At 51.5% G+C, this 15,885-nt stretch carries 11 protein-coding genes; 7 read left to right on the forward strand and 4 right to left on the reverse strand.

The features are described 5' to 3' along the window. Positions 1–27: 27 nt before the first annotated feature. On the reverse strand, positions 28–1,020 hold the full coding sequence (locus D6M16_RS02515; protein WP_120510423.1) for a 2-hydroxyacid dehydrogenase: 993 nt from the start codon (positions 1,018–1,020) through the stop codon (positions 28–30). 169 nt (positions 1,021–1,189) lie between these two features. Between D6M16_RS02515 and D6M16_RS02520 the strand changes: the two genes are divergently transcribed. From D6M16_RS02520 to udp, 4 genes are all read left to right on the forward strand, one after another. Beyond that, on the forward strand, positions 1,190–2,509 hold the full coding sequence (locus D6M16_RS02520) for a DUF945 family protein (RefSeq protein ID WP_120510424.1): 1,320 nt from the start codon (positions 1,190–1,192) through the stop codon (positions 2,507–2,509). Between the two features lie 160 nt (positions 2,510–2,669). Further along, positions 2,670–3,086, forward strand: a complete 417-nt coding sequence (locus tag D6M16_RS02525; protein WP_120510425.1) for a CBS domain-containing protein — start codon at positions 2,670–2,672, stop codon at positions 3,084–3,086. A 158-nt stretch (positions 3,087–3,244) separates the two neighbouring features. Next, positions 3,245–5,689: a zinc/cadmium/mercury/lead-transporting ATPase gene (locus D6M16_RS02530; protein ID WP_120510426.1), complete on the forward strand. Its 2,445-nt coding sequence runs from the start codon at positions 3,245–3,247 to the stop codon at positions 5,687–5,689. A gap of 375 nt (positions 5,690–6,064) precedes the next feature. Continuing rightward, positions 6,065–6,832, forward strand: a complete 768-nt coding sequence (gene udp, locus D6M16_RS02535) for a uridine phosphorylase (RefSeq protein ID WP_120510427.1) — start codon at positions 6,065–6,067, stop codon at positions 6,830–6,832. Positions 6,833–6,902: 70 nt separating this feature from the next. Here udp and D6M16_RS02540 read toward each other — a convergent pair whose 3' ends face one another. Beyond that, positions 6,903–8,069 (reverse strand): Card1-like endonuclease domain-containing protein, encoded by a 1,167-nt coding sequence (locus D6M16_RS02540; RefSeq protein WP_120510428.1) that lies wholly within the window; start codon positions 8,067–8,069, stop codon positions 6,903–6,905. Positions 8,070–8,374: 305 nt separating this feature from the next. Here D6M16_RS02540 and treR point away from each other — a divergent pair, with 305 nt between their 5' ends. The 3 genes from treR (at position 8,375) to treC (ending at position 12,725) form a co-directional block, all read left to right on the forward strand. Beyond that, positions 8,375–9,337 carry a trehalose operon repressor TreR gene (gene treR / locus D6M16_RS02545; RefSeq protein ID WP_120510429.1) on the forward strand — a complete coding sequence of 321 codons (963 nt, stop codon included), beginning with the start codon at positions 8,375–8,377 and terminating at the stop codon, positions 9,335–9,337. A gap of 214 nt (positions 9,338–9,551) precedes the next feature. Further along, positions 9,552–10,982: a PTS trehalose transporter subunit IIBC gene (gene treB, locus D6M16_RS02550; protein ID WP_120510430.1), complete on the forward strand. Its 1,431-nt coding sequence runs from the start codon at positions 9,552–9,554 to the stop codon at positions 10,980–10,982. A gap of 60 nt (positions 10,983–11,042) precedes the next feature. Continuing rightward, positions 11,043–12,725, forward strand: a complete 1,683-nt coding sequence (gene treC, locus D6M16_RS02555; RefSeq protein ID WP_120510431.1) for an alpha,alpha-phosphotrehalase — start codon at positions 11,043–11,045, stop codon at positions 12,723–12,725. Between the two features lie 86 nt (positions 12,726–12,811). Here the strand turns inward: treC and D6M16_RS02560 are convergent, their stop codons facing one another. Next, positions 12,812–13,450 (reverse strand): LysE family translocator, encoded by a 639-nt coding sequence (locus D6M16_RS02560; protein ID WP_120510432.1) that lies wholly within the window; start codon positions 13,448–13,450, stop codon positions 12,812–12,814. Positions 13,451–13,573: 123 nt separating this feature from the next. Continuing rightward, on the reverse strand, positions 13,574–15,769 hold the full coding sequence (gene yccS / locus D6M16_RS02565; protein ID WP_120510433.1) for a YccS family putative transporter: 2,196 nt from the start codon (positions 15,767–15,769) through the stop codon (positions 13,574–13,576). Between the last annotated feature and the right edge of the window lie 116 nt (positions 15,770–15,885).

Below are 15,885 nucleotides of genomic sequence, written 5' to 3' on the forward strand. Positions count from 1 at the left end.
CTTATCACAATAAGGGCTTGAACTTTTTTATTGTATTAATTCGTTGCCAGATTTTGTCCCTTGCGCAAAATGATTGAGATTCGATAGCGTGGTATCGGCGATGTTGGCCAGCGCTTCCTCTGTCAAGAAAGCCTGATGACCGGTGAACAGCACATTGTGGCAGGATGAAAGGCGACGAAAAACGTCATCCTGAATGATGTCGTTAGACTTATCCTCAAAAAAGAGGTCTTTTTCATTTTCGTAGACATCCACACCGAGTGAGCCGATTTTCTGGCTTTTGAGCGCTTCAATCGCATCTTTTGAGTTAAGCAGTTCACCACGGCTGGTATTGATAATCATGACCCCGTCGCGCATCTTACTAAAAGCATTTGCGTCCAGCATGTGGTAATTGTCTTTGCTCATCGGACAGTGCAGGGTAATGACGTCCGATTGACGGTAAATCTCGTCCAGTGAGGTGTAAGTCGCCCCCAGTTTTATCGCTTCTGGATTTTCATAAGGGTCGTGAGCCAGAATGGTCATCCCCAGGCCTTTAAGAATGTGCATGGTGGCGATACCTATTCGGCCGGTACCGATAACCCCGACGGTTTTGCCATAAAAGTTAAATCCTGTCAGGCCATCTAAGGAAAAGTTGGCATCCCGCGTTCGTTGGTAGGCACGGTGAATTTTACGGTTAAGACTCAGCATTAACCCGACAGTATGTTCTGCGATGGCTTGCGGAGAGTAGGCAGGCACCCGAACAATCTGCAGACCGTACATTTTGGCGGCATCCACATCCACTTTATCAAATCCGGCACAGCGCATGGCAATGACACGTACTCCCAGAATAGATAACGCTTCAAGCACGGGTTTGCTCAGATCGTCGTTAACAAATGCGCAGACAGCATCATAGCCGTGGGCCAGTTTCGCGGTTTGCAGGTTGAGCTGAATATCAAAAAAGCTCAGTTGGTGGCCAAAAAGCTGATTGCTCTTATTGAAAGAAATTTGATCGTATTTTTTGGCGCTGAACACGGCAACTTTCATCACTGCACTCCTTGAATCTGAAATTGTGATCACTTTCCCATAGTGCGCACCGGCTGACAAGCAGATTAATCACCCGTGCTCAGTGATAAAAGTCATTGATCCATAGAGCAAAGATAGTGTTTGTAATACACTCATTGCATTCATCAGGAAATAATCATTGGAAAGAAACATGTTAGGAAAAATAGGTGCTGTTGCAGGTGCGGTAGCCGTAGTGTTGTGCTGGCCTCTGGCCGTCGGTCAGATTGGCGAGCGTATTTATCAGGACACAGTGGGGGAATACAACAGCCCTTATGTTTCTGTTACCACCGAACACTATGAACGTGGTTATCTGACCTCTCATGCTGTGTCTAAAATTGCGCTGAAATCCAGCTGGAAAGCGGTGTTTGAAGAACAGGACTGGCCAACAGAATGGCACATAGCCCACGAGATTCATCACGGGGTATTTGGGGTTACGTCCAACAGTACGCTGGTTGTTGATGATAATGTCGCATCTCAGGTTGAAGCTTGGTGGGGCAGCGATGCGGTGCCGTTAACCTTAACAACGCGCACTGCACTGACAAGAAAAACCGATCTTGATTTAACCCTGAATCCTTTTGTTTATAACGATCAGGATGGTAATGCCTTTAAGTCTGAGCCGCTGACGTTTAACGGAACCGTATCTGCTGACGGAAGTGGCAGTTTCAGCTATGCACTGAAAGACGCGTTTTTGCAGACTGTTGCAGATGAAACCATGCAAGTCTCCGGTGTGACAGGTGGCGGGGAAGGCCGCTGGGACGGACGCTTCTGGATTGGCAACCAGCAACTGCAGATAAGCAAGCTGGGCTTTGCCAATACTCTGACCCAGGAGTCCCTGGATCTGGATAGTATTAAGGTTGCTTCACTCAACCGCCTGTCAGAAGCTCAAGCTGCGACAGAGGATACACCGGCAGTCGGTGCTCAGTTAACCAACAGCAACCAGCTCAGTATCGCATCTCTGTCCAGTTTGGACGGAAAGCAATACAAGACTTTCAATGTTGATTTGCTGTTGTCTGATCTCGATTATGACGCCGTTACCCGGCTCAGTGCGCTGGGTGATCAGCTGGACGGCGAATTATCCCCAGCTCAGGTTCAGGATATGGCGTTAGCGCTGGATCTGCTGGTTGCCAAAGGGCTAACCGTGAACCTGAAAGATATCAGTGTGGAAGCGCCGGAAGGGCCAATAAAAGGAAATGTCCGTCTTACTGTGCAACCAGGCCTGGCACGTGCGTCGCAGAATCTGGCACAAGTAACCGCCAAACTTGATGGTGATATGTATTTTGAGTTTCCGTCTGAGTTGTTGACACTGACCGAAGATCTGGAAACTCAGGCGGACAGGCTGGTTCAGAGCGGTGTGCTGACGATTAAAGAAGACAGGGCATTTATTGCTCTGAAACTTGTGGGCGATAAAGTGATTCTGGGCAATGGCGATCAATTACCATTGGCTATGTTTATGATGTTGCTCCTTTCTTAAGCACGCCTCATAGGTAACGACAATGAATAAAATAGAAGGTATCAATTTAGACATTTGGCTGAAATCGACGACACTTAAGGTATCGGCGCAGGGCTAAGCACTCAGATTGACATATTCTGATCCTGCCTGCGGCTATATAAGAAAAAATTCAGGGGGATACATGGAGTCGATTAAAGTCAGAGATTATATGAACACCCGCCCGGTAACCTTTGAAGCGGATATGTCGCTGTCTAAAGCGTTGGACAAAATGCTGTCATCCAAGCAGATTGGCGGACCTGTAGTTGATGAGTACCGCAGAGTGGTGGGATTTGTGTCTGAACAGGATTTTATTCAGAAGTTGTTAAAAGTCGGCTATCACTGCCAGGATACCCACACTGTGGGTGATGTCATGCGTACGGATGTGCTGACAGTCACCCCGGAGACCAGCATTATTGCACTGGCTGAAACCATGACCGGGCAAAAGCCCAAATTGTATCCGGTTGTGGAAGGTGGAAGATTAGTTGGTATTATTACTCGCCGCAATGTGCTTTCCGCCATCAGTGTTCAAATTGGTGATTGCTTTAAGCACCCGGTTTAACGCTATGTGTACAGGCGCAGTTCAGCGCCTGCATTTTTGATATCTGTATTCATCCATTCTATCAATGATTGAGATCTGTATTTATTGCTTGACCTTGGAGGTAACTCCAAGGTTTATAGTTACACAGAAGCTACTTTGACTGAATAAGGAATAACAGTATGTGTCATCAATGCCATAATAAAAAACCGCACATCCATACAATCAAACCTTCCAATACTGGCAGCAGTGTACGTGTCGAGCAGGGGACAGTGGCGGTATCGGCTGCATGTGGCCAGTCCGCTTCTGTGACGGCAAGCTGTTGTGAGGGAGCGTGCGACTCAGGAGGCAGTGAAGAGAGCGACCCCGCCAGGCGGCGAGCTTTACTGTCGACACAGCCGCGTGGTGACAAGGCCGCTGCCTTGTCCGGTATCCGGCAAATTACTCCCCATATGACCCCATCAGGCTCCGCTGCCACTCATTCCTTGTCGGATAGTACAAGTGCTCCTCATCAGGCATCCACTGAATCAACTACTGTTTCGCGTTTTAGCTGGCAAGTACAGGGCATGGATTGTCCGAGTTGTGCTGCAAAACTGGAAAAAGCCATTCTGGCGATAGACGGTGTTGACCAGGCCTCGGTGATCTTTGCGACAGAGAAACTTGTGGTTGCCGCCAGTTCATCGCACATGATGTCTGAGGTGGAGGCCACCGCCAAAGCTACGGGCTTTCCATTGCGCCGGCCGCAACAGAGTAAAGATGCCCCAGCCCCGGGATTCATCCAGACATATGGCATGCTCGCGCTGACTGCCGCCCTGGTTTTTCTGTCTTATGTCATCTCCACTCAGTCTGACTCTTTAGGGCTGATTGCATTCTCAGCCACCACGCTGGTGGGGTTGACGCCGATTATTGGTAAAGCCATCAAACTCGCTAAAAACGGCTCGCCATTCTCAATTGAAACCCTGATGAGCGTGGCTGCTGTTGGCGCGCTGTATTTGGGGGAAACGGCCGAAGCGGCAATGGTGTTACTGCTGTTTCTCATTGGTGAACAACTGGAAGGTTATGCGTCTGCCCGTGCCCGCAGCGGGGTAAAAGCCCTCATGGCGCTGGTGCCTGAGACGGCGATGCGAGTCGGTACCGACGGCCAGGTACATGAAGTGGCCGCCGATCAACTCCGTCCCGGTGATATTATTGAAGTGGCACCGGGCGCCCGGTTACCCGCCGATGCCATATTGCTTGATAAGGCCGCCAGCTTTGATGAAAGTGCATTAACCGGCGAGTCAGTACCTGTAGAGCGTTTTGCGGGAGAGCGAATTCTAGCCGGTTCACTGTCGGCCGATCATCTGGTGCGGGTCAAGGTTGAATCTGAACAGGGTGAAAATGCCATCGACCGTATACTGCACCTGATTGAAAACGCGGAAGCCAGTAAAGCACCGATAGAACGTTTTATTGATCGTTTCAGCCGCTGGTATACCCCTGCGATGATTATACTGGCGGCGCTGATTGTGCTGGTGCCAACTGTGTTTTTTGGCCTGTCCTGGGATGAATGGCTGTATAAAGGACTGACATTACTCTTGATTGCCTGCCCATGCGCCCTGGTGATCTCAACGCCGGCGGCTATTACCTCGGGACTGGCAGCAGCGGCGCGTCGTGGTGCCCTCATTAAGGGCGGTGCGGCACTGGAACAATTGGGCCAGACGCAGGTAGTCGCGTTTGATAAGACAGGCACCTTAACGCGGGGCAAACCGCGGGTAACCGATGTGCTTGTCTGGCAAGGGGATGAAAAAAGACTGCTGAGCGAAGCCGCTGCGATAGAAACCGGATCGCTGCATCCGCTGGCGCAGGCTGTGATCGAACAAGCACGGCAGCAGGGTCTGGCGGTGCCGCATGCTGAAAAGCGTAAAGCTTTGCCCGGTCGCGGAATACAGGGTGTGATTGATGGCACTGTTATTCACCTTCTCGCCACAGATCGTCTTGACGATCCCGATCGGATCACCCAATCCCAGCAGGCGGATATAGATAACCTGAGTGATGAAGGCAAAACGCTGGTGGTGGTGCTGCGCGATAACGTACCGGTCGGGCTGATCGCCTGGCGGGATAACCTGCGTGAAGATGCCCTGGAGGCGGTAGACAGACTCAAAGCGTTAGGCATTCGCAGTGTGATGTTAACCGGTGATAATCTGCGGGCTGCCAAGGCGATCGCGTCGGAGATCGGTGTCGATTTTCGGGCTGGCCTGTTACCTGAAGATAAAGTGACTGAAGTTGCTCAGTGGAGTCGTAACTATAAAGTGGCCATGGTGGGCGACGGCATCAATGATGCCCCGGCGATGAAAATGGCCAGTGTTGGCATCGCGATGGGAAGCGGCACGGACGTGGCATTGGAAACCGCAGATGCGGCACTGACCCATAACCGTCTTAACGAATTACCGGATATGATTGCCCTGTCGCGAATGACACTGGCTAATATCCGTCAGAACATCAGTCTGGCCCTGGGCCTGAAGCTGATCTTTTTGATGACCACCTTACTGGGCTGGACGGGGCTGTGGGTTGCCGTACTGGCAGACAGCGGTGCCACAGCGCTGGTCACTGTGAATGCGTTGAGATTGCTGCGGTTTAAACCAGGGGCGTAATGTGACTCTGGTCCGGCGATCAGGCTGAGACAGGGCTACAATCAGAAGGCTTAAGCGCTGGCTTGAGCCTTTTTTTATTCAGAATCTGAATACCACAACTGTTGATATTGATTGCGTAAGCAAAGACTAGGCAGGCTCTGTTTGTTTAACGTTGAGTGGCGATAGGAAAATTCAATCAGATTGCATATTAGTGTGACGAGTGATCTGTTTTTATGATTCTGTTGCATTTCATTATGCCTTTAGTGTGATTTTAATCACTAATGAGGCGGCGGTGATGAGCTATGGTTAGCGGGTATTATGAATTCAAGTTGTTGAATAAGATCCCAATAAGATATCCAGCCACATACAGTGAGCTAAACAATGAAGGATTGAATTATGTCTGAGACCGCGGTATTCCATCTGGGTGTTACCAAAGCTGATCTTCAGGGCGCAGAAATTGCCATTATTCCCGGCGACCCGGCACGTGTTGAAAAAATCGCCAATCTGATGGATGAGCCTGAGTTTTTAAACAGTGCCCGTGAGTACACGCTGTACCGTGCCAAGCTGGATGGTAAATCTGTTGTGGTATGTTCAACCGGTATCGGTGGCCCATCAACCTCAATTGCCGTTGAAGAGCTGGCCCAACTGGGGGTGCGCACTTTCCTGCGTGTCGGTACGACAGGTGCCATTCAGCCGCATATCAACGTGGGTGACATGATAGTGACCACTGGCTCTGTGCGTCTGGACGGTGCCAGTCTGCACTTTGCGCCAATGGAATTCCCGGCAGTGGCTGATTTCGACGTGGCAACGGCGATGAAAGCAGCGTGTGATGCGGAAAACACAGGGGTACACACAGGTGTGACAGCTTCTAGCGATACTTTCTATCCGGGGCAGGAGCGTTACGACACTTTCTCTGGCCGTGTGGTCCGTCGTTTCCAGGGTTCGATGAAAGAATGGCAGGACATGGGCGTGCTGAATTTTGAAATGGAATCAGCCACCTTACTGACCATGTGTGCTAGCTCGGGTCTGCGTGCTGGCTGTGTGGCGGGTGTGATTATCAACCGTACTCAGAAAGAGACACCTGATCACGCGACGCTGAAAGAAACAGAAGCACGTGCAATCCGTGTGGTTGTTGACGCTGCACGTCGTATGCTGAATAAGTAATTCATTGTCAGAAACAGAAAAGAAAAACCGATGCCTGTGCATCGGTTTTTTTATACCTGCCGAAAGGCGATCACAGCAGCCGGTTGGCCTGACCGCCGGCCGCTTTGAACCAGGTATGAAGATGCTGCTCCAGCTCACCCAGTTGCTCGGGGCCGATAATCGCCAGCCCTAAATCTTCGGCCCGTATCAGATCATGATGACGAAGCGGACGGAAACTTACCAGCATGGCACGCGCCTGCAGGCCGCCTAATAAATCTCGCAGGGATTCCAGCTTGTACAGGGTATCATCGCCATCATCCCGCATGCCTTTGGTTTTACACTCAATGATATGCAGTTTGTTATTCACGACAGTCGCCACATCCAGCTCATTGCGTACTTCCCGATCGCCAATCTGACGATATACCTGAACACCCAGCGAGTGATCCTGTATGGTCGGCAGCTTGCTCTGAATAGCCCGGACTGTGCTGTGAACCAGGTTCTCCAGCCATTCACCGTTGGCAAAGCGTCGGGCTTCTTCGTGTTTGAACGTCAGAATGCCGTTGTCATAATTCGCCAGACCCGTTTCCTGCAAGTCATTAATCAGCAAAGCCAGCTCTTTATATCCTTGCTGTTTGTCGCTCAGCGCCACATCCAGTTTCTGTTCCTTGCGACAGGTAGTTGCCAGATAGTTAAGTGTCGCCAGCCCCGGACCAAGTTCCAGCGCTGAGCTTGCCCAACGTTGCCCCAGATCCCAGAGCTGCTGATTGAGTGCTTCCGGTACGCTTGTTTCGGGCAATTCGGCACGCGCGCCGAAGATAGTCAGGTAATCGGTAAGCTGGATGCGGTCTTCAACCTGTTGTTGCTCCCGGCCGGCGGGATACAGCCAGCACATTTCATCGCTGTAGGGTTCAATGACATAAATCGGCCATTGGTAGCTCCTGAACACCTCATAGGCAGACAGCAAACGGTGGCGTAGGCCGCAACTGGCATTAAACCAAACCTCACTGTCTGACTCTTTTAAACGGGTTGCCAGTTCATTGAGTCTCTGGCGAAGGGTTTTAATATTGATGGAGTCAGGAATGGTGAAAAATTCAGTCTCAATATCGCGGGGTATCAATATCGAACTCAGGCGGTCATAGGTTTCCTGCTGCGCTTCTGTGCCGATAAATATCATCTTTCCGGCTGGTACACCGTGGTCTAAAAGGGAAGTGATCAGCCTGACCGGGTCCTGATCAATAATGCCAACATGAGTAATCATAATTATCCTTTAGTACTTCGGCTGATACCGGCAAAGAACCACAAGCCAGAAACGGCCGACACCAGGAGGTGAGTAAGTATTTATTTTATATGGGTGCATGGAAAACTTATTTCAAGCACTTAAAGAAAGTATCGGATATCTCAGCCGTTTTTGTTGGTGTATTGTCAATTCGGTGCATTTTTTGTGTGAGGGGATGTTGCGGTATAAAGGCATTGCATTTGTCTCTAAGACTGTGACAATACAGCGTTTATACAGGCTGTGAACCTGAAGCCCTTTTCCCGGGGACGTATTGAACTGAGGGCGCTATGACACAAAAACAGGCACAAAAACTGACTATTCTGGATATTGCTAAACTGGCTGGGGTGGGTAAGTCAACCGTCTCCAGAGTGCTGACACACGACCCGCGTGTGAAACCGGCGACACGTGAAAAAGTCGAACAGGTGATCCGTGAATCCGGCTATGTGCCGTCTAAGTCAGCCCAATCGATGCGCGGCGGTACCAGCCGGGTCATTGGTATTCTTGTGTCACGGCTGGACTCTCCGTCAGAAAATAAAGCGGTGCGTGGTATTCTGGAGGTCATTTACGCGGCTGGCTATGATGCCGTTATCATGGAAAGCCAGTTCTGCACCGATAAAACCCGCGAGCACATTGCGGTACTGGAAAAGCGTAATGTCGACGGAATCATCGTATTTGGTTTCTCCGGGTTCGATTGCGCTATTTTAGACAGCTTTACGCTGCGTGCCGTTGTGATTGCCGTTGATACCGATTCTGTCTCATCTGTCAGCTACGACAACAAGGGTATGATTTCCCTGGCGATGGCTCAGTTCACCGGCAAGGGCCTCAAACATATCAGCTATATTGGTGTTGATCCTGCCGACCGGACAACAGGGCAGTTACGTCTTGATGCTTATCTGGAAGCCTGCGAGCAGCAGCACATTGAGCCTTGTTATCAAACCGGCGAGCTCAGTTATGACAGTGCTTACGCATTAACAGACGCTGTACTTTCCACGCAAACCCAGGCCATTGTCTGTGCCAGTGATACCCTGGCGATGGGGGTGGCGAAAAGGCTGCAAGAGTTAAACCGGACCGATGTGCTGGTGTCTGGTGTCGGGGCGACAGATCTGCTGCAGTTTATGTTTCCCAACACCTTCAGTGTCGATCCCGGATATTTTGACGCGGGTCAGCGCGCCGCCGATCTGCTTTTACAGCATCTTCGCCAGAGCGCGAATGTCACCCACCTGGTGCAGCGTTCCCGTTTGCTCTTCTGATTGCGTGCCTGAGCATTCAGGCACATATTCCCTGTTTAACGTCTATTCTGAATAAAATGACACGCTTCGTGAGCTGAAACACAAAATGGGAACATTCCCATTTTCAATTTTTTCTATCGGGTTCATCATTGAGCCTGTTGGTTGGGAACATTCCCATAATTGCAAAAAACAATAACAATACCCTGTGTACCTTACGACTTAGACGGATATTGGCATGAGTAAAATAGATAAGCAGCAGATAGAGCAGCTGGTCGCCAGAATAGGCGGCGAGGCAAACATCGTCAGTGTCAGCCACTGCCTGACCCGGTTGCGGTTTGTATTGCAAGACCCGAAAGCGGCGAGTGTGCCAGAGCTGGAAGCCATTCCCATGGTGAAAGGTTGTTTTACCAACGCCGGGCAATTTCAGGTAGTGATAGGTACCGAAGTTGATCAGGTGTACAAGCAGCTCAACGCGATGTTAGGTGATAAAGCCGTCAGTAAAGACGAGGCAAAGGTCGCTGCCCGCCAGAATATGAGCTTGCTTGAACGCGGTATCTCTCACCTGGCCGAAATCTTTGTACCTCTGCTACCCGCTATTATCACCGGCGGCCTGATCCTCGGTTTCAGAAATGTCATCGGCGATATCGCGATGTTTGATGGCCAAACCCTTACCCAGATCAGCCCTTTCTGGGCGCAGGTGCATGCTTTTCTATGGCTGATCGGGGAAGCGATTTTCTTCTTCCTGCCTGTGGGGGTGTGTTGGTCAACCGTGAAAAAACTGGGCGGCACACCTATTTTGGGCATAGTACTGGGGATCACCCTGGTTTCGCCGCAGTTGATGAATGCCTATCTGATAGGTAAGCAAGTGCCGGAAGTGTGGGATTTCGGCTGGTTTGTGATTGAGAAAGTGGGCTATCAGGCTCAGGTGATTCCCGCCATGCTGGCCGGTATTGCGTTAGCCTTTATTGAAACCAATCTTAGACGCATTATCCCGGATTATTTATACCTGGTTATTGTTCCCTTTATTTCGCTGGTAACGGCGGTTGTGCTGGCTCATGCGCTGATAGGTCCGTTCGGACGCATGCTGGGCGACGGTGTGGCGTTTGTCGCTAAAGCGGCGATGACAGGCGATTTTGCGATTCTCGGGGCCGTATTATTTGGCTTCCTGTACGCCCCGTTGGTGATTACCGGTATTCACCATACCACCAACGCCGTGGATTTACAGCTGATGCAGGACATGGGCGGAACGCCAATCTGGCCCTTGATTGCACTGTCTAATATTGCTCAGGCATCTGCCGTGGTGGGCATTATTATCATCAGCAAGAAAGAAAATGAGCGTGAGATTTCCGTACCCGCTGCGATTTCAGCTTACCTGGGGGTGACGGAACCGGCCATGTACGGGATCAACCTCAAATATAAATTCCCTATGCTGTGTGCGATGACAGGTTCAGCGCTGGCCGCGGCGATTTGCGGCGCCGCCGGTGTGATGGCCAACGGCATTGGGGTGGGCGGTCTGCCCGGTATTCTGTCCATTCAGCCTCAGTACTGGCTGATCTATCTGCTGGCGATGCTGGTGGCTATCCTGGTGCCGCTGGTGCTGACGATTGTGATGCACAAGCGTGCCGCCGCGAAAGGCAAACTCGAACAGCAGCCACAAACAGCGTAACGGCAATCACCTACAACGGCAGTGTTTCGGCTGCCGTTTTCTCTCTACAGGTTAAGTAACATGACGAAGACAGCTCAGCCCTGGTGGCGAACAGCGACGGTTTATCAAATCTATCCCAAAAGTTTTGCCGACAGCGGCAACAAAGGCACAGGCGATCTTAAAGGTATTACGCAGCGTCTGGATTATCTTCAGACGCTGGGGGTGGATGCTGTCTGGCTGACTCCTGTCTATGCCTCACCCATGGTGGATAACGGTTACGATATTTCCGATTACTACAGCATCAACCCGGATTTCGGCACCATGGAAGATTTCGACCGTCTGCTGGATGCTGCCCGCCAGCGGGGTATTCGCATCATCATGGATATAGTGGTGAATCATACCTCGACTGAGCATGCCTGGTTTCAGCAGGCGCTGGCGGATAAGCACAGCCCGTATCGTGATTACTATATCTGGCACGATGCGGTGGATGGCGGCGAACCGAATAACTGGCAGTCAAAATTTGGCGGCAATGCCTGGCAATGGCACGAACCGACACAGCAGTATTACCTGCACCTGTTTGCCAAAGAGCAGGCCGACCTGAACTGGGAAAACCCGCAAGTGCGCGAGGAAGTGAAACGGGTTATCCGCTTCTGGGCCGAAAAAGGGGTAGACGGTTTCCGCCTGGATGTCATCAACCTGATCTCCAAGCAGCAGGATTTCCCCGACGACGACACAGGCGATGGCCGTCGTTTTTATACCGATGGGCCGAAAGTGCATCAGTATCTTCAGGAAATCAGTGCCGATGTGTTTCAGCAGTACGGCTCTGTCACTGTGGGGGAAATGTCGTCGACCACACTGGCTCATTGCCAGCAGTATTCAGCACAGGACGGTAAAGAACTGTCTATGGTGTTTAACTTTCATCACCTGAAAGTCGACTACCCGAATGGTGAAAAGTGGAAACTGGCACCAATGGATTTTCTGGCACTGAAACAGTTGTTCAGTCACTGGCAGCAGGGGTTGCATGACAAAGGCTGGGGTGCCTTGTTCTGGTGTAACCATGATCAGCCTCGGGTCGTGAGCCGGTTCGGTGATGATGGGGTGTACCGTGAACTGTCAGCTAAAATGCTCGCCACGTCACTGCACATGATGCAGGGCACTCCCTACGTGTATCAGGGCGAAGAGCTGGGCATGACCAATCCCGGCTTCTCGGATATCGCTCAGTATCGTGATGTGGAAAGCATCAATATGTTCCGGATTCTGACTCAGGAGCAGGGGCTCAGCGAACCGGATGCGCTGGCGATCCTGGCCGAGCGTTCGCGGGACAACTCCCGTACCCCGATGCAGTGGGACAGCGGTCACCATGCCGGTTTTACCCAGGGGACACCCTGGATTGACGTTGCTGCTAACTATCCGGCTATCAATGCGGAGCAGGCGATGGCCGATCCGGACTCCGTGTTCCACTATTACCGACAGCTGATTGCACTGCGTAAGAAAATCAGTGTGATAGCAGATGGCGATTACACGGATTTATTACCGGAGGATCAGGCACTGCATGTGTATCGCAGGCAGTGCGATGGGCAGGTACTGATCTGCCTGAATAACTACAGCGCCGACAGGGTGGCGTTTAATTTGAGCTGTTTGTCTGATCTGTCTGTCAGCCGGGGGGAAACATTGCTGGCGAACTATGACGATGAAGAAGCCGGCGAGATCAGCCTGACCGGAAGGCTGCGGCCTTTTGAAAGCCGGATTTGGCTCTTTACCTGATTGGGCAGTCACCATAAAAAATGGCCTCACTGGGATCAGGAGGCCATTTTTTATTACATCGGTGATCACCGCCTGAAGATGGCGCGTTATACCTGTGGCAACTGCGAAATCAGCAGCCAGATGGCCAGCACGATGAAGATGCAGCCCATGAACTTATTCTGGTTCGCCCGGAAGCTTGGGTTATTCAGTAATGGCCGCCCAAGGGTGCCAGCCAGAACGACCAGCAGCAGATTAAACGCCAGCCCCATGATGTTCAGCAGCAGACCCAGCGCCAGCATCTGCTCACCTGAGCTGGCTTCAATCTGGCTGGAGACAAACTGAGGCAGAAACAGTACAAAGAAAATCAAGGCCTTGGGGTTAAGCAAATTACTGACCACGGCGCGGCGGAAAAGCGCCCGGGCTAGGCCACCTTGGCCGCCAACGGTGGGAGAGTCAGCCGGTGTCGTGCGCAGACAGTCCCAGCCCATCTTTAGCAGATATGCGCCGCCCAGAAAACGCAGCGCTTCCAGTGCCAGGGGATTCATGGCAATGAGCGCAGAAACCCCCATCGCGGCCAGTACGGTCAGCACCAGTCCGGAAGTGGCATTGCCCAGACTGGCAAACAGGCCGACGCGTTTACCGTAACTCAGGCTTGAGCTGGCGATTAGCAGCATATCCGGACCGGGTACCAGCAACAGGGCAACCACCGCAGTGAGGTATAATGGCAGTGTAGTGAGATCAATCATTGTCTGTGAATGTGAGTCAGGAAAGTGAGATGGGCGGGATTCTATACCATCTCAGGCGTAAATGAAGAAAATATACGCCTGAGGTGGTGTGATTGACTGATTTTTTATCAGTGAAAGGTGAAGTTATCTGGTTTTATGTTCTGTATCAGTATCGCTGGTCTGCTGCGTTCTGGCGGCCAGCTTATTGGCCAGCGAATACAGCTCCGGCATCATGCGCTGGATAAGAAACAGTTGCTGCAGGATCAGGCGCACTGACTGATCATCCCCTTCCCGCCAAGTTGCCAGTGCCTGCTCAAGACTGCTGTCCGATTCCGGTGGCGGCGCACATTGCTTGTCGGCCAGTTGCTGGGCGAGCGTATCAAGCTGAACATGGAGCTGACTGTGAGCCTGCGCAATTAACTTGTGGGTTTTGTGTTCATCAATTTGTGTACGGTGCGCACCTAAGGTCGAGATGTAATTGAGCATCGCATGATTGAGAGTAAGAAAACGAAAGCACTCTTCAATGGCCAGCCGGTAACGCCCCGGCTCTGCCAGCATATTGCTGATGGCAGTACTGAGCTGGGCGTCGGTGTTATGGGCTTCGCGGCGGGCAACGCGGTAGCTCAGGCTGTCTTTTTTACCTATTCGGTATTGCCCGATGATTTGTGCCAGATAGTCGCGGTTGGTCGTCACCGCAGCCGCCATAATTTTATGTAAACGGCGCGACTGCCAGTCGGGCAGAATATAGACCACAGCCAGTACGGCCAGCAGGCAGCCCAGTAAGGTATCACCCAAGCGGGGTAACACCACCGCAAAGCCGGCCCCTAACTGGTTAAAGCAAAACAGCACCAGCAACGTGATAAACCCTGTCGCCAGGGTGTATTTGTGGTTACGGAGCACGAAAAAGGCCACCCCTGCCAGTACCATGAGTACCAACTGACCTTCCTGGCCGGGAAACAGATACAGCAGCGGCAGACCAACGAGCAGGCCACCGAGCGTCCCTATGATCCTCTGCGTCAGTTTCTGACGTGTAGCGCTGAAATTGGGCTGGCAGACAAACAATGTGGTGAGCAGAATCCAGTATCCGTGCTGTAAGTCCAGCAAATGAATTACGCCGTAGCCTACCGTCAGTGCTGTGGCGATACGTATCGCATGGCGAAACAACTGGCTGTCAGTGTGCAACTGGCTTTTCACCCGTTGCCATAAACCGGAGAAAGTATGGGCTTCTGAATCGGCCAGTTCAGTATCTTCCTGTGCTTCAGCTACGTCCGGATTATTCAGGTTGACGAGCTGACGTTCAATGGTCGCGAGGTTATTGAACAGATAGTCCAGTTGAGTCAGGAAAGCTCGCCACTGGGGATTATTCTGCGATTTAAGAAAGCTGAGGGATTCTTTCAGCTCGTCCAGCGCCAGACTATTATCCAGGCTGTGCCGGTAATAATTACCCATTGCCAGACTGCTACTGATATTGCGGCATGCTGTTGCTTGCTGCTGCATCAGATCCTGAAAACGGAACAAGATGTCACTGCGGCGAAAAGCCGCTGCCAGATCCTGATAGCGCTGGTGGGAGGAGCTGATACGCTCATGAATGTCCTGGGCATGGAAATACAGGCTGAGAAAGCGGTGGCCTCGCTGGTTGTGTTGCACCCGTTTAACCCGGTTCAGCAAGGTTTGTTTGGCCTGATTGAGTGCCGACACCACTCTGGCATTGCTGGCTGCAGCCTGAATACGCAGTTGTTGCGGATCAAGGCTGTCGACCGGACGGAACCAGCGGCTTTTATCATCCAGATAATCGGCCAGGGCAGCAAAGACATTAGCCAGACTGTGCTGAACCGCCTGATTTGGCCAAAGCATCTGCCACAAAATCGACAGCAAGCCATAGCCAATGGCACCGCTCAGCAGTAAGGCGGGCTGAAACCATAAATTCTGGCTGCTTTCGGCACCCAGCATGGTATAAATAGCCAGCAGCAGGGAGGCAAAAGCGATGCTGGCATACCGGGTGCCCATCGCGCCCAGCATCATGAAGCCAAAGCTGGATGAGAACAGCCCGACGGCAAAAAGCGCCGGGTAATCGAACAGTAACTCAACCGATAGTGAGGCAATCAGAAAACACAGCAAGGTCATTGCCAGTGCTTTCAGTCTGCCGGCCAGATTATCGTCGGTTTCTGCCAGTGCAGCTGCAATGATCCCCAATACCAATGGAGTGACTGCAGTGGTTGCATTCAGATACCAGCAGGGTACGACAGCGCCAATCAAGGCTAATGCGACGCGGGCACTGAGATGAAGGCGGTCTTTTGCCCAGTAACGTCGAAAAGTGGTTTGCAGAGAAAATTTTGTCATCGGGTATCCGGTCGATGCTGATAATAAACAGGGTTGTTCATTGAAGCAGCGGGCATTTTTGTCTCAAATTTTACGTAAATAAAGCGCTTACCGCTATGGTCTGTGCGCAGTTCTTG

Source organism: Photobacterium salinisoli, from assembly GCF_003614885.1.
Classification (GTDB): domain Bacteria; phylum Pseudomonadota; class Gammaproteobacteria; order Enterobacterales; family Vibrionaceae; genus Photobacterium; species Photobacterium salinisoli.